The sequence below is a fragment of the Stenotrophomonas sp. genome (assembly GCF_032066555.1).
Lineage (GTDB): Bacteria > Pseudomonadota > Gammaproteobacteria > Xanthomonadales > Xanthomonadaceae > Stenotrophomonas.
In genome coordinates this window covers 150,761-170,974 of the sequence record NZ_DAMBKV010000009.1, presented here as the reverse complement: position 1 = coordinate 170,974, position 20,214 = coordinate 150,761, and the positions used below count along the sequence as shown (strand labels likewise).

Annotated in this window: 13 protein-coding genes; 4 read left to right on the top strand and 9 right to left on the bottom strand. The window is 65.2% G+C overall.

The genetic code is table 11. The annotated features are described in order from the left end of the window. Positions 1–30: 30 nt before the first annotated feature. The 3 genes from RT131_RS12470 to RT131_RS12460 form a co-directional block, all read right to left on the bottom strand. Positions 31–2,982, bottom strand: coding sequence for a diguanylate cyclase (locus tag RT131_RS12470; protein WP_313173127.1), 2,952 nt, complete (start codon positions 2,980–2,982; stop codon positions 31–33). Positions 2,983–3,125: 143 nt separating this feature from the next. After that, on the bottom strand, positions 3,126–6,287 hold the full coding sequence (locus tag RT131_RS12465; RefSeq protein ID WP_313173126.1) for an efflux RND transporter permease subunit: 3,162 nt from the start codon (positions 6,285–6,287) through the stop codon (positions 3,126–3,128). A 3-nt stretch (positions 6,288–6,290) separates the two neighbouring features. Further along, a complete protein-coding gene (locus RT131_RS12460) occupies positions 6,291–7,418 on the bottom strand; it encodes an efflux RND transporter periplasmic adaptor subunit (protein WP_313173125.1) in 1,128 nt (375 codons plus the stop codon). 106 nt (positions 7,419–7,524) lie between these two features. On the opposite strand from RT131_RS12460, the gene RT131_RS12455 reads away from it, so the two are divergent. The 3 genes from RT131_RS12455 to RT131_RS12445 all read left to right on the top strand — a co-directional run bounded on the left by RT131_RS12455 (position 7,525) and on the right by RT131_RS12445 (position 10,351). Further along, complete coding sequence (locus tag RT131_RS12455) at positions 7,525–8,199, top strand: TetR/AcrR family transcriptional regulator (protein ID WP_313173124.1); 675 nt, start codon at positions 7,525–7,527, stop codon at positions 8,197–8,199. 125 nt (positions 8,200–8,324) lie between these two features. Beyond that, positions 8,325–8,972, top strand: a complete 648-nt coding sequence (locus tag RT131_RS12450) for a protein-L-isoaspartate O-methyltransferase (protein WP_313173123.1) — start codon at positions 8,325–8,327, stop codon at positions 8,970–8,972. Between the two features lie 20 nt (positions 8,973–8,992). Next, the gene (locus RT131_RS12445) at positions 8,993–10,351 is read left to right on the top strand and encodes a TolC family outer membrane protein (protein ID WP_313173122.1); all 1,359 of its coding nucleotides are present in this window, start codon (positions 8,993–8,995) and stop codon (positions 10,349–10,351) included. A gap of 251 nt (positions 10,352–10,602) precedes the next feature. On the opposite strand, the gene waaA is transcribed toward RT131_RS12445, so the two are convergent. Beyond that, complete coding sequence (gene waaA, locus RT131_RS12440; RefSeq protein WP_313173121.1) at positions 10,603–11,910, bottom strand: lipid IV(A) 3-deoxy-D-manno-octulosonic acid transferase; 1,308 nt, start codon at positions 11,908–11,910, stop codon at positions 10,603–10,605. Positions 11,911–12,112: 202 nt separating this feature from the next. Here waaA and RT131_RS12435 point away from each other — a divergent pair, with 202 nt between their 5' ends. After that, positions 12,113–13,033, top strand: a complete 921-nt coding sequence (locus RT131_RS12435; RefSeq protein WP_313173120.1) for an LpxL/LpxP family Kdo(2)-lipid IV(A) lauroyl/palmitoleoyl acyltransferase — start codon at positions 12,113–12,115, stop codon at positions 13,031–13,033. 29 nt (positions 13,034–13,062) lie between these two features. Here RT131_RS12435 and RT131_RS12430 read toward each other — a convergent pair whose 3' ends face one another. From RT131_RS12430 to RT131_RS12410, 5 genes are all read right to left on the bottom strand, one after another. Further along, positions 13,063–14,397 carry an O-antigen ligase family protein gene (locus RT131_RS12430; RefSeq protein ID WP_313173119.1) on the bottom strand — a complete coding sequence of 445 codons (1,335 nt, stop codon included), beginning with the start codon at positions 14,395–14,397 and terminating at the stop codon, positions 13,063–13,065. Continuing rightward, a complete protein-coding gene (locus tag RT131_RS12425) occupies positions 14,378–15,490 on the bottom strand; it encodes a glycosyltransferase (protein ID WP_313173118.1) in 1,113 nt (370 codons plus the stop codon). Before RT131_RS12425 ends, RT131_RS12430 begins: the two co-directional genes overlap by 20 nt. A gap of 10 nt (positions 15,491–15,500) precedes the next feature. After that, on the bottom strand, positions 15,501–15,698 hold the full coding sequence (locus RT131_RS12420) for a zinc-finger domain-containing protein (RefSeq protein ID WP_282267169.1): 198 nt from the start codon (positions 15,696–15,698) through the stop codon (positions 15,501–15,503). A 282-nt stretch (positions 15,699–15,980) separates the two neighbouring features. Further along, a complete protein-coding gene (locus tag RT131_RS12415; protein WP_313173117.1) occupies positions 15,981–18,725 on the bottom strand; it encodes a pitrilysin family protein in 2,745 nt (914 codons plus the stop codon). Positions 18,726–18,919: 194 nt separating this feature from the next. Continuing rightward, positions 18,920–20,020, bottom strand: coding sequence for an HlyD family efflux transporter periplasmic adaptor subunit (locus RT131_RS12410; protein ID WP_313173116.1), 1,101 nt, complete (start codon positions 20,018–20,020; stop codon positions 18,920–18,922). Positions 20,021–20,214 lie beyond the last annotated feature (194 nt).

Genomic DNA, 20,214 nt, shown 5'->3' with positions numbered 1-20,214 from the left:
GCGAAGTCCAGCAGCACCCCTTTGCGCGGATCAGGCAAGCACCCGGTTGCGGCCTTCACGCTTGGCCCGATACAGCTGCCGGTCCGCGGCCGCCAACAGGGTACGAACGGTATCCTGGCCGGGTCCGAGCGTGGCAACGCCGATGCTGACAGTGACTCCCACCTCGGCATCCACCTCTTCAAAGCGCAGCCGCGCCAACCGGACCCGCAATTCCTGCAGGACCTCCACCGCCGCCTGCAGCGACATGCCCGGCATCACCACCAGGAACTCCTCGCCGCCATGGCGGGCCACGAACTGGCACTTGCCCAGGCGCAGCTGCAGCAGTCCGGCGATATCCCGCAACACCTGATCTCCCGCTTCGTGCCCGTAGCGGTCGTTGATCTGCTTGAAGTGGTCGACATCGACCAGCGCCACGTTCAAGGACGTGCCATCGGCTGCCGCCTGCGACAGCGCCCTCTGCAGGTACGCATCACCCGCACGCCGGTTCGGCAGGCCGGTCAGCGCATCGTGCATGGCCTGATGCTCCAGCCGTTGCAGCAGACTTGCGCGCTCGAAATCGGCCTGCTCGAGCGCACGATTCTTCTCGCTCAGTTCCTGTGTACGCGCGGCGATCTCGTCGTTCAGGCGTTTCTGCCGCAGCCGGTAGCTGGTCGCGCGCCAGCCCAGCAACAGCAGCAGCAAACCCAGCAACGCAACGCCGCTCAACCAACGCACCCAGGGCCGCTGCCAAAGCGGGGCGGCGATATCCAGGCTCAGTACCGCCTCGCCGCCGCGGCTGGTGTTCTCCCAATCCAGCGGCAGCGACATGGCCTGGATCCGCAGCCGATAGTGTCCCGGCGGCAGATTGGTGTAGACCGCTTCGATACGGCTGCCTGCATCCACCCAGTCCCGGTCGAAGCCCTCCAGCCGATAGCGATAGCGCATCTTGTCCGGCGCGCGGAAGCCCAAACCGGCATAGGCCACGGCAATCCGGTCCACGCCGGCGGGCAAGCCATAGGCGCTGCGCAGTGGTTGCGGATCGCCATCAACCACCACGCTTTCGATGGCGACGGGGAATTTGTTGAAACGGGTATTGCCGTCCACGCGTTGCGGATCGATCACCGCCAGGCCGCCGCCAGTGGGAAACAACAGCTCCCCTTCGTTGGTGAGCCAGCCTGCCGGCGTGGATGCGCCATTGCCCTGGCTGCTGGGCATGCCATCGGTATGGTCCAGCACCTGCACCGCGAGATGGGTGCGGGCACCGGCGGCTACCGCGATCAGGTCGCGGCGGTCCAGCCGGAACACCCCCTGGTTGCTGGACAGCCACAGGTGTCCGCCACCGTCATCGATCACCCGGAAGATCTTGTCCCGCGGCAGTCCGTTGCGGTGGTCGAACACGGTGATGTCCAGCCCCCGCTTGCGCAGCAAACCGTGGTCGGTTGCCATCCACAGGTCACCATTGTCGTCCCCCAGGAAATCGAAGACATAGCGGGCAGGAAAGTCGAGATCGGCCGACCACCCTTGCAGCTTGCCGTCCTTGCCCAGGCTCGCCATGCCACCGTTGGTGCCGATCCACAGCACACCCGAGGCATCGCGATACAAGGCATGCACGGCCAGGCTTGGCAATCCCTCCTCCAGTCCGTAGTGGCGCAGCTGCCCCTGCCGGTGATGAAACAGTCCTTCGGAACTGCCTATCCACAGACCGCCATCACTCTCGCTGAGCAGGCTGCGCACCAATGGCTGGACCGTACCGGGCAACGGAATCCGTTGCAGCACCTTTCCCGCCGCGTCCAGGTGGAACACGCCCTTGTTGTACGTGCCGGCCCACAACGCATCGCCACGTGTCGCCAAGGCCAGCACCGACGCATCGCGGCCATTGCCAGGGAGCAGCCGCACGCGGCTGATCGCCTCGTCGCGCAGCCGGTCGAGCCCTTCGGAGTGGCCAATCCAGACATTGCCGTCCGCCGATTGGATCAGCGCGCGCACATAGTCCGAGCCCAGCCCGTCCTCACTGGTCAGGCCACGCGCAGCCCCCTCGTCGATGCGGAACAAACCGTCGGTGCTGCCCGACCAGACCAGGCCCTCGCGATCGATCATCAGCGCCGGACTGACCTGGCCGGGGATCGCGATCCGTTCGATATTGCCTGCATTCCAGCGCACCAGGCGTCCAGCCGACAGGCTCAGCCATACCGCACCGCTGTTATCCAGGCGTACCGCATCCACCCGCTCGCCAGGCAGCAGATGCTGGCGGCGGCCATCGCCGTGCAGCCAATGAACGCCGTCATCGGCGGCGATCAACCAGCCGCCCTCTGCGTCGGGAAGCAGGTCACGCACCACCCATCCCGCAGTGTTGTTCCACGCGCCCAGCTGTCCCTTGCGGATCTGGTAGACGCCTTTTTCAGTGGCGACGAGCAAGGTGTCACCGCTGCCGGCATGCAGCGCGGTGATGGGCACCTCGGGCAAGCCGAGGGCACTGCCCGCATCCAGCAACTGCCCCGAAGGCAGCAACTTCAGCAGTTTGTCGTTTGCCCCGATCCAGAGGTCACCGGCGCCATCGCGCAACAGCGCGCTTACCGAGAGATGCCGGGCATCGGCGCCGCCAAGCGCTTCCCAGCGGCCGCGGTGGTAGCGATAAACGCCATCGGAAACCGTGCCGAACAGCATCGCACCATCGGCCTCGGGCAGGATGCTGAGCACCCCGGACAGCTCCATGCCGGGCGTATTCTGGCGGTCGAAGACGGTGAAGCTGCGGCCATTGAAGCGGACCACGCCCTCCCACGTACCCAGCCAGATGAAGCCATCGCTGCCCTGCGCGATCGACTGCACCAGATTGTGCGGCAGCCCCTGCTCCATACCCCAGCCGGCCACGGTATGCCGGGCCGCCTGCGCGCCGCCGGCCCACAGCAGGCTGCTGGCGAGTAGCACCCAAAGCAGCCCAGCCATGCGAATGCGAACGGCCTGCAGTGCGGCAATGAGCGTGGATGGGCTGTGGCGTCTGGACAAACCCGCCTCCGCAGGTCGCGTCGGCTCCCCCGCCGACGCGCCAATTTACCATCTCAAACGTGAAATCCATCGCCGTTTCTTACGCCGTCCTTACGCAGGCCGCTTATGCGCTGGCCTGCGGTCCGTTCCCGGCGGGCGGATCCTCAGTGGCCGGCCTCGTCCGCGCGCACCCGGAACCAGGCCGCATACAGGGCCGGCAGGAATACCAGGGTCAGCACCGTACCGACGATCAGCCCGCCCATGATCGAGATCGCCATCGAGCCATAGAAGGCACTGCGCGACAGCGGGATCATCGCCAGCACTGCAGCAAGCGCAGTCAGTACGATCGGCCGGAAGCGGCGCACGGTGGCATCGATGATGGCGTGCCAGCGGTCATGGCCGGCATCGATGTCCTGCTGGATCTGGTCGATCAGGATCACCGAGTTGCGCATGATCATGCCGGCCAGGGCAATCGTGCCCAGCATCGCCACGAAGCCGAACGGCGCCTGGAACAGCAACAGGAACCAGGTCGCGCCGATGATGCCCAGCGGTGCGGTGATGAACACCATCGCCGCCCGCGAGAAGCTGCGCAGCTGCACCATCAGCAAGGTCGCCACCACCGCCAGGAACAGCGGCATGCCGGCCTTGATCGAGTCCTGGCCGCGCGCGGAGTCCTCCACCGTGCCGCCGGTTTCCAGCAGGTAGCCACTGGGCAGGGCATCGCGGATCTCGCTCAAGGTCGGCACGATCTGTTCGACCACGCCTACCGGCAGCATGCTGTCGCCGATATCGGCGCGCACGGTGACGGTTGGCAGACGGTCACGGTGCCAGATGATGCCGTCCTCGAAGGCATATTCCAGCTTGGCCACCTGCGACAGCGATACCGATTTGCCGTTGGCGGTCGGGATGGCCAGGCTGCCGAGCATGTCCAGACGCGCCCGTTCGTCATCCGGGCCACGCAGCAGCATGCCGATCTGGCGATTGCCTTCGCGGTAGGTGCTCACGCTCATGCCCGACAGCGAACTGGTCAGGAACTGTGCGATCTGCGCACTGCTCACGCCCAGTACCCGCGCGCGGTCCTGGTCGACGACCAGCCGCACCACCTTGCTCGGCTCGCTCCAGTTGAGGTTGACGTTGGTGGTATGCGGGTTCTGCCGCACCTTTTCCGCCACCTGCGCGGCTATGGCCTGCACCCGCTCGATATGCTCGCCGGAAATACGGAACTGCACCGGGTAACCAACCGGCGGGCCGTTCTCCAGCCGGGTCACGCGCAGCTGCACGTCACCGAACTTCGGTACCACCTCCTTCAACAACCAATCACGCAGCTCCTCGCGCGCCTTGGTGTCCTGCGCCAGCACCACGTACTGGGCGAAGTTGGTGGCGGGCAGCTGCTGGTCCAACGGCAGGTAGAAACGCGGCGAACCGTTGCCGACATAGCCGACAAAGTTGGCCACACCCTTGTGGCCCTTGATCAACGCCTCGAACTTCTCGGCCTGGGCCTGGGTAGCGGTCAGCGACGCGCCTTCGGCCAGTTCGATATCCACCATCAATTCGGGCCGGGTCGAATCCGGGAAGAACTGCTGCGGCACGAAGCGGAAGATCACCAGCGAGAACACGAACAGACCTGCCGTGGCCAGGATCACCAGCCAGCGACGCCGCAGGCAGGCATCCAGGAACACCCGGAAGCGCTGGTAGAACGCGCTTTTGTAGGGGTCATGGTCGTGCGCCAGCTCCTTCGGCTTGACCAGGTTGGCCAACGCCGGATTGCGGTCGGCCCAACGCAGACGCAGCGCGCGCCAGCGTCCGGCGATGCTGCCCGGCTTGGGCGGCTGCGGGTTGTGCAGGTCCGGCAGCATCTTGTCGCCGAGGTAGGGAATGAACAGCACCGCGGCGATCCACGACACCACCAGCGCAATCGTCACCACCTGGAAAAGCGAGCGCGTGTACTCACCGGTACTCGACGCCGCGGTGGCGATCGGCAGGAAGCCGGCGGCGGTGATCAAGGTGCCGGTCAGCATCGGGAACGCGGTGGAGGTCCAGGCAAAGCTGGCCGCACGCAGGCGGTCATAGCCCTGCTCCATCTTGGTGGCCATCATCTCCACCGCGATGATCGCGTCATCCACCAATAGACCCAGCGCCAGCACCAGGGCACCCAACGAAATCTTGTGCAGGCCGATGTCGAACTGGTGCATGACGAAGAAGGTCATCGCCAGCACCAGCGGGATCGACACCGCCACCACCAGGCCGGTACGCCAGCCCAGCGAGAAGAAGCTCACCAGCAGCACGATCACCACCGCCTCGGTCAGCACCTTGACGAACTCGCCCACCGATTCCTTCACCGCATGCGGCTGATCGGAAACCTTGCGCAGCTGCATGCCGGCCGGCAGCGTCTTCTGCAGCTGCTCGAACTCGCTGTCCAGGGTCTTGCCCAGCTTGAGGATGTCACCGCCGTTCTTCATCGCCACCGCAATGCCGATGGCGTCCTCGCCCATGAAACGCATCTTGGCCGAAGCCGGGTCGGCGAAGCCGCGCTTCACCTCAGCGATATCGCCCAGCCGCACCGTGCGATCACCGGCCTGGATCGGGAAATTGCGGATGTCCTCGACCGAGGTGAACTGACCGGTCACACGCAGCTGTACGCGATCGGTCGGGGTCTCGAACCAGCTGGCCGGGGCCACCGCATTCTGCTGCGCCAGCGCCTGCTGCACCTGCTGCATCGACACGCCCAGCGTCGCCAGCTTGGTGTTGGACAGCTGGATCCAGACCTTCTCGTCCTGCAGGCCGAGCAGATCGACCTTGCCCACGTCATCCACGCGCTGCAGTTGCAGCTGGATGCGGTCGGCATAGTCGCGCATCAGCGCATAGTCGAAGCCCTTGCCGGTCAACGCGTAGATATTGCCGAAGGTGTCGCCGAACTCATCGTTGAAGAACGGCCCGATCACTTCGGCCGGCAACTGCGAATGGATGTCGCCGACCTTCTTGCGCACCTGGTAGAACAGCTCGGGCACGTCCTTGGACGGCATCGAGTCGCGCGCCATGAAGATCACCTGCGACTCACCCGGGCGCGAATAGGCCTGGATGAACTCGAACTGCCCGGTGTTCATCAACGCCTTTTCAATCGGTTCGGTGACCTGCTTGGACACCTGCTCGGCGGTGGCACCGGGCCACATGGTCTGCACCACCATCGCCTTGAAGGTGAACGGCGGGTCTTCGGACTGCCCCAGGTGCTTGTACGACCAGGCACCGATGATCGCCATCGCGATCATCATGAACAGCACTAGCGGGCGGTTACCGAGCGCCCATTCGGAGAGATTGAAGCGCTTCACGCCTCACTCCCCTTTCTTTGCGGACACGGCGGCAGGCGCAAGCACCGGCCGGTTGCTGCGATCAACGGCAGTCACCTGCTGGCCCTCGCGCAGCAGATGCCCACCGGCCGCAACCACCCAATCTTCAGTCTTCAGGCCCTGCAGCACCGGCACGCTTTCCGGACCATAAGCGCCCAGCGTCACCGCGCGCGCCTGCAACTTGCCATCGGCCGGGTTCACCACCCACACGCTGGCCTGCTGCGGCTGCTTGCCAGGCTGTACTGCCGCCAGCGGGATGCTCATCACACCGTCCTTGCCGTGGGCGATGAACACCCGCGCACTCTGCCCCAGCTCGACTGCGTCCAATGCCTTAGCCGCCAGACTGACCCGCGCGGCATAGGTACGCGCCTGCGGATCGGCAGCGGCGGCGATCTCGCGGATGCTGCCTGACAGACGCTTGCCCTGCTGGTTCCACAACTCGACCTCGACCGCCTGGCCAACGCTGAAATCGCGGATGGCGCTTTCCGGCAGGGCAATAGCCACTTCGCGCGCGCCATCGGCGGCCATCGTATAGATGGTCTGGCCGGCGGCCACCACCTGCCCGGCCTCGGCCTCGCGGCTGGCGATCATGCCGCCTTCCGGCGCGAGCAGCCGGGAATAAGCCGCCTGGTTGCGCGCCACGTCCAGATTGGCCCGCGCCGCATCGGCCTGGCCCTGCGCGGCCTTCAACGCCGCAGTCTGCGCATCCAGCGCCGACTGGCTGACCAGCTGCTGGCTGGCCAGGGTCTGGTAGCGCTTGTGCTCATCGCGGGCACGGACCAGGTCGGCCTCGGCGGCGGCGTATTGCGCCTGTGCCGCGCGTGCCTGCAGGCTGTAGTCAGCCACATCCAGCTCGGCCAGCAACTGCCCCTTGTCCACCCGCTGGCCGGCGTCGACTTCACGCCGCAGCAGCTTGCCGCTGACCCGGAAGGACAGCGCGGTTTCCTCGCGGGCACGCACCTCGCCCGGATAGGCACTGATCGCTACCCCGCCATTGCCGGCCGGGTGCTCCACCAGCACGGGTACAGCATGTACAGGCGCGGTTTCAGGCTTGCCGCAGGCAGCAAGCAAGGACAACAGCAGGCAACAGCCAATCCATCGAAGGTGGGTCATAAATAAGGTCGCAAACGCAAGGGGAGAGAGATGGCGGGATTTCACCGCCATTACTGAACGCATCGGTATAGTATAAATATCGAACCAGCTGGTCTAGTATTACCTGATGTGCCCGAAAACATCCTCCCGCGCCGCCACGACAGCGACGCCACGCAGTTCCGGTCCGGGTCGCCCCAAGGATCTGGGCAAGCGCGCGGCCATCCTTGAGGCGGCCAAGGAATTGTTCATCGAGCAGGGTTTCAACGGCGTCAGCATGGATGAGATCGCCGCCCGCGCCAGCGTCTCCAAACTTACGGTGTACAGCCATTTCGGCGACAAGGACACCTTGTTCAGCGAGGCAATCCAGGCCAAGTGCGTGGAAATGATGCCCGATGATCTGTTCGTCACCGACAACGAGGCCCCGCTGCGCGGCCAGTTGCTGGGTATCGGCCATGCCTTCTTCACTCTGATCAGCAGCGATGCGGCCATTGCCACCCAGCGCATGATGATGACCCCGGATACCGACGACCGGGTCCGGCAGATGTTCTGGCAGGCAGGCCCGGCCCGCACCGAGGCGGCCCTGGCCGAGTTCCTTGGCGCCCGCGTCAGCCGTGGCCAGCTGGCCATCGAGGATACGACCCTGGCTGCCCGCCAGTTCTTCTGCCTGATCAAGGGCGAAGTCCATACCCATATGATGTGTGGCCTGTGCGCCGCTCCGGACCAACTCAATGCCGACGTGCATATCGCCGCCAGCGTCGATTTCTTCATCCGGGCGTATGCCCCGCGCCAGCAAGCTGAATGAACCGGAGGTGCGAATGACTTCCGGCACTGCGTCCAACGCGGTCCCCGCCGCAATGTTGGGCCCGTACTTTGTGCCTGGTAACCGGTAAAATGGCCGGCCCACTGCGCAGGAATGATGAGCTTCCCATGACGATCAATTACTCCCACGTCCGCGAAATGATGGTTGAACAGCAGATCCGGCCCTGGGATGTGCTGGAGGTCCGCGTGCTGGACGTGCTGGCCCGCCTGCCGCGTGAGGCCTTCGTCGCCGAATCGCACCGTGCCCTGGCCTATGCCGATATCGAGCTGCCGCTGGGCCATGGCCAGAAGATGATGAAGCCGGTCATCGAAGGCCGTACCTTGCAGGCGCTGGACCTGCAGCCCACCGACGAAGTGCTGGAAATCGGCACCGGCAGCGGCTTCCTCAGCGCCTGCATGGGCGAACTGGCCCGCGAAGTGCTGAGCCTGGAAATCCAGCCCGAACTGGCCGAGCGCGCCCGCCAGAACCTGGACGCCGCCAAGCTGGGTAGCAATGTCCGCATTGAAGTGGCCGACGGCCTGAATTGGCAGAGCCAGCGTCAGTTCGACGCCATCTGCATCACCGGTGCGGTAGAAACCGTTCCGGTGGAACTGCTGAAGCTGCTGCGCACTGGCGGCCGCCTGTTTGCCATCCGCGGCGTCTCGCCGGTGATGGAAGCGGTGCTGGTCCAGGCCGACGGCAGCGTCGCCTCGCTGTTCGAAACCGATCTTGATTACCTGCAGGGCGCTGCGCCCGCACCGCAATTCCAACTCTAAAACCGTCCAAGGAAGCCGCAATGATCCGCCGATCCCTCACCCTTGCGCTGGCAGTCGCCCTCACTCCGCTGACTTCCCATGCCGCCGACCTGTTGCAGGTCTACGAAATGGCCCGCAACGGTGACACGCAGCTGGCTGCGGCTGAATCCACGCGCCTGATCAACAAGGAAGGCCAGGTACAGGCCCGCGCAGCACTGCTGCCGCAGATCGGCGGTGAAGCGTCCTTGAACCGTACCCGCACCAGTTACGACGACATCAGCGGCAGCTCCACCTCCAAGACCCGCAACTACGGTATCAACGGCAGCCAGACCCTGTTCAACTGGAGTCAGTTCGCCAACCTGCGCGCGCAGCGTGACGTCAGCAAGGCTGCCGATTTCGATCTCGAGTCGGCCAACGACGAGCTGATCGTGCGTACTGCGACCACCTACTTCAACGTGCTGGTCGGCATCGAGTCGCTGACTGCCGCCGAGACCAACGAAGCCGCTGCGAAGAAGCAGTTCGACTACGCCGACAAGCGTCTGGAAGTGGGCCTGGCACCGATCACCGACATGCACGAAGCACGTGCCCAGTACGATCAGGCCCGCGCCAATACCATTCTTGCCCGCAATGCACTGGAAGATGCCTACCAGGCGCTGACCGAGCTGACCGGCCAGCCGGTGCGCGACCTGCGCGGCCTGCCGGTCGACTTCCGCCCGGAAGTGCCAGCCAACCGCAGCAACGTCGACCAGCTGGTCGCCGATGCGGTCTCGCGCAACCCGGCGCTGAAGGCGCAGGAGCTACAGGTCAGCGCCGCAGAGTCCAACGTCTCCTCCGCCCGTGGCGGCCACTATCCGACCCTGTCCCTGGGCGGCAGCTGGGGCAAGAGCGCGCGTTGGGGTGACAGCACCGGCAGCGGCACTGCTGTTCCGGATGCCACCACCAACTCGATCGGCCTGACCCTGAACGTGCCGATCTTCGCCGGTGGTGCCACCCAGTCCGGTGTGCGTCAGGCGCTGGCCCGTCGCGATATCGCCCAGGATACCTTCGAGCAGCAGAAGCGTGCCCTCGACCGCAACACCCGCAATGCCTACCAGGCACTGGTTGCCGGTATCAGCGAAGTGGAAGCGCGTCGCCTGACCGTGGTCTCGGCACAGAGCGCCTATGATGCCTCGCAGGTCGGCCTGGAAGTCGGCACCCGTACCGTGTTGGACGTGGTGCAGAACCAGAAGACCCTGTTCCAGGCCCAGCTGGACTACGCAACGTCGCGCTACAACTTCCTGCAGGCCCGCCTGCAGTTGAGCCAGGCCATCGGCGATCTGGATATCAGCGAAATCCAGGACATCAACCGCCTGCTGACGGTGGATGCCGCTTCCAAGCTGCAGCCGAACAACGCGCAGTAACGCTGCGCGGAAACGTAATGCAGAAAGGCGGGCCTCGGCCCGCCTTTCTTGTTTCTGGAACATTGCTGGCGAGCACCACCACCCAAACGATGCCCCCACCAGTGCAGCACAGCATTGCTTCGTTGTAGGAGCGGCGTAAGCCGCGAAGCAAGCACCGTATAAGCGTGCACGGGTGCAGAGGACTCAAGCACCATCAGCTTCGCGGCTTACGCCGCTCCTACAAACAGGCCCCAGCGCTTCGCTTACCCCGGCTAGGCAGCGGACTCACTCGGCGGCGGCAACTGCGGTGTGATCAATGCAATCGTATGTTCCAGCGCGCCACGGCCATTGGCGACCAGCGCGCGCCCTGCCTGCACCATGCGCTCACGCTCGGCCACGTCCTGCAATAGACGCGACACGGCTGCCTCCACTCCGGCGGCATCAGCACAGATGCATAGCGCTCCAGCCTCATCCATCCGTCGCGAAATTTCGGCGAAGTTGTGCAGGTGCGGGCCGGTAACCGCGGCCGTACCCATCGCTGCCGGCTCCAGCAGATTGTGGCCGCCGATGGCCTGCAGGCTGCCGCCGACGAATGCCACCTGCGCGCAGGCATAAAACGCCATCAATTCGCCCAGGGTATCGATCACGAATACCTGCGCATCCGCATCGGGCCACTGCTGTGCCTTGCGCGTGGCTACGCGCCAGCCGGCCTCGCGCGCCAGCGCCTCGGCCTTGGCAAAGCGCTCGGGATGCCGCGGCGCCCACAGCAGCAAGGCATCCGGATGCTGCTTCAGCAAGCGCGCATGGATCTCGATCACCGCCTGCTCTTCACCTTCGTGGGTACTGGCAGCAATCCATATCGGTCGCGTCGCCGGTACATGCTGGTGGAACGCCTGCAGCACCGTCGTCGGATCCGGCGGATGGATATCGAATTTCAGATTACCCAGCGCCTGCACCTGCTCGGGCAGAGCGCCCAGCTCGATGAAGCGCTCCGCATCCGCCTGCGACTGCGCGGCGACGCAGGTCACCGTGCGCAGCGCACGCCCAACCAGCGCTTTCAGCACGCGATAGCCTTTCAACGACCGCGCCGACAGGCGCGCGTTGAGAATGTAGACCGGAATGCCGCGATCACGACAGCCAAACAACATGTTCGGCCACAGCTCGGTCTCCAGGATCAGCGCCAGGCTGGGCTGGAAGTGCTCGAGAAAGCGACTGACGCTGCCCGGCACGTCGTATGGCAGATACACATGATCCACCGCATCGCCCCATAGCGCACGCACACGCTGCGAGCCGGTGGGCGTGATGGTGGTGATGATCCAGCGGATATCCGGGCGCTGTGCACGCAACGCATTGACTAGCGGCGCTGCCGCATTGACCTCGCCCACCGACACCGCGTGCAACCACACCCGCGGTTGACTGCCGCTATCCGGATACGAGGCATAACGCTCGTCCCAGCGGCGGAAATATTCGCGCACACGAAAGCCGCGCCATACCAGGTGATACACGGTGATGGGCAGCAGCAGGTAAAGCACCGCGGAGTAAATGCCGCGCAGCAGAAGTTCAACAGGATCCTTACGCATCGGCGAAGGATACGGGAGAACACCGAAAATGCGAGAGACAAGGGCCGCGGCTGCACACTGCAACGCCGTGCCTGGACACCGTTCCAGCCATTCCCCGCGCATGCGCACCGCCCGGTCATCGCCAGCCGGGCCGGCATCTGCCCGCCCACTCCAGCAAACCCCATCTGCTCCCCCGTCACCGCCCGTGGCTTAGAATCGACGCATGTCCGATTCACCCTCCAGCGCCACCCGGCCCTCGCTGCTGCAGCCACGCCACTGGCCCACCTTTGCCTGGCTGGGCATCGCCTTCGTCGCCGCGCGCCTGCCATGGACGCTGCAGCGAGCATTGGGCCGTGGCATCGGCTGGCTGGCCCTGCACCTGGCACGCAGCCGCCGCCGCGCGGCCGAGGTCAATCTCAAACTGTGTTTCCCCGAGAAAGACGAGGCCTGGCGCCAGCGCCTGCTGCGCGACAGCTTCGATGCACTGGGCGTCGGTGTGTTCGAGTTCGCCCGCGCCTGGTGGGGCAAGATCGATGTCATCCGCCCGCAGGTGCAATGGGAGGGACTGGAGCACCTGAAGGCACTGCAGGCCGAAGGCCGTGGTGTGCTGCTGGTATCAGGCCACTTCATGACCCTGGAAATGTGCGGCCGCCTGCTCTGCGATCACGTACCGCTGGCCGGCATGTACCGTAAGTACCGTAATCCGGTAATGGAATGGGCGGTAAAAAGCGGGCGGCTCAAGTACGCCTGCGCGATGTTCGCCAACGAGGACATCCGCGCCACGGTGCGCCACCTGAAGAAGGGCGGCTTCCTCTGGTACGCGCCGGACCAGGACATGCGCGGCAAGGATTCGGTCTTCGTGCCGTTCTTCGGCATGCCCGCATCCACCATCACCGCCACCCATCAGTTCGCGCGGATGACCGGCTGCGCAGTGGTGCCGTACTTCCATCGCCGCGTCGGCAGTGGCTATGTGCTGAAGATCGCCCCGCCCCTGCCCGGCTTTCCCACCGACGATGCCGTTGCCGATACCGCCCAGGTCAACGCCGCGATCGAGCAGATGGTGCGCGAGGCACCGGACCAGTACCTGTGGATCCACCGTCGTTTCAAGCGCCAGCCCGAAGGCCGCAGCCACTTCTACGATTGAGCCGGGCTACACCGCAACCGCCGACTGGCTCAAGGGTCCTGCCCGTCGGTTTCGGCCAGCAGCGCACCGGCATACAGCGCCGCCAGCAATACCGTCACGCCACCCCAGAATGCGGAGTAGAACGCCAGATGGGTATTGAGCGGGAATACCGTCACCAGCAAGGCCAGCGCTGCCGGACGCGCGCGATCACGCGCCTGCGGGCCGGAATAGATCCAGGCCCGCAAGGCCATCGCCGCACCGGCGATCCATAGCAGCAGGCCCAGCACACCGGTTTCAGCAAGGATTTCCAGGACGATCTGGTGGGCGTGCAGCGCCGGGCCCTCGCCCCACACCGGATCCTGCGCCGGGGTTGGATTGCAGCCCGGGTAGGCATCACGAAAACCGCGCGCCCCCACCCCGTTGAGCGGGTGCTCGCGCACCATGCACAAGGCCGCGGACCAGATCTGGCCGCGCCCGGACAGGGCTTCGTTCAGCCCCTCGGCACCGCCGCCGAATGCCATCGCCGTGCGCGCAAAACGTTCGCGCACCTGTGCCGAGCCGCCCGCCAGCGCGCCAATGCCGACAACCGCCGCCAGCATCACCAGCAGCAGCCATTTCGTTCCCAGCAGGCGCCAGCCGGAGATCAGCAGAACCAGCGCATAGGTGATCAGCGAAGCGCGCGAACCGGCGAGCACCAGCACCGCGCCAACCGCCGCGGCGGCCAACAACCAGCCCCCACGGCCGAGACGCGCGCCGGCCAGGAACAGCAGGAACGGCGACAGACTGGCCAGGACCTGGCCGAACTTCAGATTGCAGGGGCCGAAGATGCCTGGCAGGCGGTCGGCTGCCGCGACCTCGTCCAATGAGCACAGCCCATGCCCGCTGCTCAGCCACTTGAGTTGATCCAGGCTCCAGAACAGGGGGCTGGTCCCACTACCGGCCTGCAGCAATGCATCCAGCGTCCACAACCCGCTGATCAACGCCAGCCCGCTGAAGGTGGTGTTGCGCCGCCGGGGTGTACCCACGGCTATCGCCACCAACCACATGAAAGGCAGATAGCGCAGCCCGCCGGCGACCTTGCCCCAGACTTTCCCCGGATCCTCCGCGCCTATCGCCGAACCGAGTTGCGGCAGCCAATACGCGCAGAACAACACGCTGGTCAGCGCCAATGCCGGCACACCCAGCAGGCTGCGGATGCCGCTTCCCTTGCGCAACCGCAGCAGCAACAGGCGCACCACGGTAAACAAGGCGCCCAGCACCAGCACCGATTCGGCGATACCCGGCAACGGCAACAATGCGACATAGGCGATCACCCAGATCGGCGCCCACCAGCCTGGCTGGCGCGGAGCCACTGCAGGGGACGGATCAGCCAGCAAGTTCTGCATAGACGTCCAGGGTCGCACGCTGCATCGACTGCAACGTATAGGGGATGCGTCGGGGAAGGGATGGTGGGTCTTGCAGCAGCTGCAGCGCGCTTTGCGTCAGCTGCTGCATGTCGCCCTGGGCGACCGCACCGGAGGGCTGCAGCTGGCCAAGCAGTTCGCCCACGCCGCCATGGTTCCAGCCGACCACAGGACGGCCAACCGACAGCGCTTCCAGTACGGTACGGCCAAACGCCTCCGGTTTATCCGACAACTGCAGGACCAGATCGCTGGCGGCATAGGCCTCGGCGATGCGGGCTGTGGGTTCGCTCAGCACTACCTGTTCGGCCACCCCCAGCGTTCCTGCCAGTTGCTCCAGCTCGCGCACATAGGTTTCGCGGCCCGGCTCGCGTACGCCCGGCATCCACAGCACCGCGGGTTGGCCCTCGCGTTGCAGCGCCGCCAGCAGATGCAAGGCATGCGCATGTCCCTTCAGGCGGGTGCCGCGCCCGGGCAGCAGCAACAGCGGTACCGCCACCGCCAGGGAGGGATGCAGTGCCGCCACCGCCAGCCGCGGCCGGCGGTCGCTGCGCTCCACGCGCGGGAACTGGCCTACGTCCACGCCGCGCGGAATCACCCGCAACCTGCCCGGATCGGTCTGCCGATAGTGCTGCAGCAGATAGTCACGCACGGTCTGCGATACGCAGACCACCCGTTCGCCACTGGCCATGATGCCGCTGTAGCGGCCGGGCGAATTCAGCCCGTGCATGGTGGTCATCCAGTGCGGCCGTTGGCTCGCTGGCATGCCGCGCAACGCATACCAGCCCAGCCAGGCCGGCAAGCGCGAACGCGCATGCACGATGTCGGCACCGGTTTCGCTGAACAGGCGCCGCAGCGAGGCCACGTGCCGCAGGGTCAGCAGCGACTTGCGGCCGATGTCCAGGGTCAGATGCTCGGCACCACTGTCCAGCAAGGGCTGCAGCAGGCGGCCACCGGCGGACACGACAATGGCCCGGTGTCCGGCGGACACCAGTGCAGCAGCAATTTCCAGGGTTGAACGCTCGACGCCGCCGGAATGCAGCGCAGGCAGCAACTGCACCACCGTCAAACGGCGCATCGGTCAACGATCAGTCGGCCAGGACGAACACCGAACCGCAATACGGGCAGGCAGCCTCGCCATTGGGTTCGTTCTCGATCGGCAGGTAAACCCGCGGATGCGAGTTCCACAGTGCCATTTCCGGCGTCGGGCAGCTCAGCGGCAGGTCGGCGCGGTGCACGGTGTAACGCTTCTCGGCATTGGCGGGCGCGGTGGCGGTATGGCTCATGGCGTCATTCACGAAAAAAACCAGGACCGCGCAATTCTAGCAGTGCCGGGCCGATGCAGCCGCTTCGAAGCACCCGGATGCGGCAAAAAGCCGGCGACAACCCCAACGCAGCCGGCCAAGCCCGCCCTACCCGGCTGCTGGTGTCGCTCTGGGCCCACCGGGTAGCGATCCTGTCGGTCAAAACAACGGCGCTGGCCCGTCACCCATGCTGAGTGCCGCCGGTTACAGCCGGCAACGGGGCGACCGCCGACCACCCCGTTGCCGGCTTGCCCTGTGCCGTCGTTACTTGAAGTCCCCGGCGACAAACACACTAAGCCGCTCCGGCTTGAGGTGTTTGCGGATGGCAGCGTTGACCTGCTCCACCGTCAGCGCCTGGTAGGCGGCATCACGTTGCGCTTCAAACGACATGTCGCGCCCGTAGTACAGATGGTCGCTCAACAGCCCTGCAATGGCGCCGTCGGCCGCGCGCGACTGCTCGCGCGCCACCTTTTTCTCAGCCACCGCGCTGCGCAGCTCCTCCGCAGTGATGCCGTCGGCGACCAGCCGGACCAGCTCCTCACGCAACGCCGCCTCCAGCTTGCCCATGTTTTCCGGCGCAGCGATGGCCTGGATGCTCAGGCTGCCGTTGTCATCACGGCCCGTGCGACTTTCGTCGGCACTCAGCCCGGCACCGACGTTGTAACTCAGGCCATCCTGCTGGCGGATGCGATCGCCCAGGCGCGCCTTGAGCGGGTCGCCACCGAGGATGGCGACGGCGATGTTCAGCGCCGGGAAGTCCGCATCAGCCAGATTGATCGAGATGTTCTGCCGCGCCAGCAGTACCGCATTGGGCTTGTCAGGAGTGACGAAGCGCTCATGCGTGGCCGCGACATCCCGGTAATGGGTGCTGATCGGCGCATAGGGCTTGGGCGACTTCCAGTCGGCGAACAAAGCCTGCAACTCGGTTTTCAATGTCACTGGATCGAAATCGCCAACCACCGCGATCTCACCTTCCGCAGTGCCGTAGAAATCCCTGTGATAAGCACGCACGTCCTCCAGCTTGAGCGCCTTCAATCGGGCCAGTGACTCGTCGATCGATTGCACGTGCAGCGGGTGCCCAACCGGCCACGGATCGAAATACTGGCTCAAGCCCAGCGATGCCTGGGTTCCCGGCTCCTTGCGCTGGAACTCCAGCCCGGTGATCGCCTGCAGCCGCAGCTGCTCGAACTCGGCCTGCGGGAATGCAGGGTTGCGCAGCACGTCGGCTGCCAGTCGCAGGGCCTCGGCCAAGCTTTCGCGCTTTCCGTTGAGGCCGATACTGGCACCCTGCATGCCACCGCTCACCTGCGCCTGGGTATTGAGCGCATCAAAGCGGGCGGCGATCTGGCCACGATCCAGACGCTTGCTGCCCGCCATCAGCATCGGTCCTACCCAGCTACCGGCCTCGCTGCGCCCGGTAATGGCCTGCTCGTCGGCGAAGCGGAACGTCGCCGTCAACGCTACCGTCTGCCCGCGATTACGCTTGGGCAGCAATGAAACCCGCAGGCCGTCGCCGATGACAAAACTCTCGGTACGCGCGGCGATGTTCTCCACGCTGGGATCAAACGCTTCACCTGCGCTGACTGCCGCTCGGCCCTTGTAGCCATCCACCAGGGCCGCAACGGCGGGCGCGGCGGGAATCACTGCGCGGTCCGGTACGGCAGTCGGCACAAAGCGGCCGAGCGTACGGTTCTGCGGCTTCAGGTAGGCCGCTGCAACACGATTTACATCGGCAGCAGTCACGCCTTCGATTGCATCGCGCTGCACGAACAGCAGGCGCCAGTCGCCGGCGGCCTGGTATTCGGACAATGCCATCGCCATCGCATTGACGTCACTGGCGCGCTTGTCGATGGCATTGGCGATACGCTGTTTGGCAGCCGTCACTTCCGCCTCGGTGATCGGCGCCGCGGCGATGGCTTCTGCCTGCTTCAACAACTCGGCCTCCACCTTGTCCGGGTCGCCGTCCTTGGGCAGCACCGACATCAGGGTGAACAAGCCAGGATCATGCAGGGTCTCGCTGCTGGCGGTGGCGAAGGCGGCCAGCCTGGTTTCCATCATCGCCTTGTAAAGGCGGCCATTGGGGTTGTCTCCCAGCACATTGCCCAGCACCGTCAGCGGCGCGTTGTCAGCCTGCGCCAGCGCCGGCACGTGATAGCTGGCGGCAACCAGCGACAGCTCACTGCTACGGCGCACGCTGACTTCGCGCTCGCCGTCCTGCACCGGTTCAACGGTGTGGAAGCCGGGCAAGGTCCGCATCGGCTTTTTCAGCGGTGCGAAATGCGCGGCCACCCGGGCCAGCGCCCGCCCGGCGTCAATGCGGCCGGCAACGATAAGCAAGGCGTTGTCCGGCTGATACCAGGTGCGATAGAACGCCTTGAGGTTCTCGATAGGAACATTCTCGACGTCCGAGCGTGCGCCGATCGGCATGTTCGCGTAGTTGTGCCAATCAAACGCCACCGAACGCATGCGTTTCATCAGCACGCCGACCGGATTGTTGTCACCGGCTTCCATCTCATTGCGGACCACCGTCATCTCGCTGTCGAGGTCGGCCTTGGCCACGTTGGCGTTGAGCATGCGGTCGGCCTCCATCCCCAGCACCCAGTCGAGCGTCTCGTCATTTGCCGGAAACGAAGCGAAGTAATTGGTGCGGTCCAGCGAGGTGGTCGCGTTCTTGCTGATCCCGCGCTGCTGCATCTCGCCCGGAATATCCGGGTGCTTCGGCGTGCCTTTGAACAACAGGTGTTCAAGCAGGTGCGCCATGCCGGTTTCACCATAGTTTTCGTGCAATGAACCAACGCCATAGACCAGATTGACGGTCACCGTCGGTTTGCTGGCATCGGCGAACAGCAGCACCCGCAGACCGTTCTGCAGGCGGTATTCGCAGACGCCTTCGACGCAGGGCCCGGCCTGCACGCCGCCGGGCAGGTCGGCGCTGGCCCGGCTCGCCTGTGCCAGTGGTACCACCGCCAGCGACAGGGCCACGGCCAGGGAACAACAAAAACGCTTCATCATCGGAATCCAGCCCTCGGCAGTTTGCGATCAATACCCGAATCCATGCACATCACCTTCCCTGCATCGCACCCGCGTACGCCAGGCAGCACTGCCCATCATCGCAAAACCCGGTGATGTGGTGGCATCCCGGCCTTGGCGCTGTGGCGACCGCACCCGCCTGCCAACAGCACCCGCCGGCGCGGCTGGCGACCTCAACGCCCACCCAGCCAGCCCCCAAGCGAATACACCGGCTGCAACAGGCGATCGCTCAGCGGCTCATGCTCGCCGCTGACCAGCGCATCCAGCATCATGCCGGGTTTGAGCGGCTCCAGCCGGCCATGGGCAAGAATGGCCTGATCGGCCAACTCGACGGTGACGCGATAGAACGCCTCCCTCATCACCGGCACTTTGGGTGTGAAGCTCGCCTCTTCACTGTCCACTGCAGTGCGGCTGATGTGGGCGATGGTGCCGTGCTGTGCACCGAACTTCTGATGCGGAAACGCCTGATAGCGCAGCACGACACGATCACCGGGCGCCAGCGCGCCAATCACGCGCCCGGGCACCATCAACTCGGCCTCGAGCCGACCATCGCCGGGCAATACACTGAGCAGCGGCTGGCCAGGGTGGACCGACTGCCCCGGCTTGACCAGCCGCGCAACCACCACGCCATCAACCGGCGCCTTCACCAGCAAAGCGGCATTGGCCTCGTTCTCAACCTGATCCAGGCGCAGTTGCGCCAGATGCTCCGCGTAGGTGGCTTCATTGGCCTTGTGCCGCCCCGGCAGCTCCTGCATGGCCTGCTTCAACTGCGCGATCAGGCGCTGCGCGGCAGCCTGTTGTCGACGCAGCGACTGCAACTGCACCGTGTAATCGAGCAGCAGCGCCTCCTGTTGCTCTGCCGCGGCAAACCCGGCCACCGATGAGCCCGCGGCTTCCCGCAGACGGACCAGCACGGCGTCGGCGATGCGTATCTGCTCGCAACGGGTGGCGATCTCCAATCCGATCTGCCGTGCCTCGGTGCGTGCCGCCTGCATCTGCTCGTGCAGGCCTGCAGCCTGCGCCGCCAACTGCTCCTTCAGCGCGTCGCGCGCCAGTGCGATGCTGTCTTCGCGTTGCCGCAGCCCAAGCTCCAGCGCCACATTCGCATCACCGATCTCGGGCATCGTCCGCTGGCTGACCACCAATGCCAGCGTGTCCCCCTCCACCACCCGCTTGCCATCATCGACATCCAGCCAGCGGACCACCCCGCCCACCGGCGCCACCACCGTCGCCATCCCCTGCACCGGCACCAGCCGGCCCGCAATAGCGGCCAAGTCGTTGTCCGTGCGAATGGAAAGTACGCCCCACCCGACGACCAATAGTGCGAATGTACCCGCGGCACATGCATACAGTTTTGCAGACCCTTTGAACCCCATCCGCGCCCACCTGCATTGATCGACAGCCTGCAGCTTTTCATTCGATTCGGTTTGCGACACACATGCACCAGCAGTTAAACGCATAAGACAAA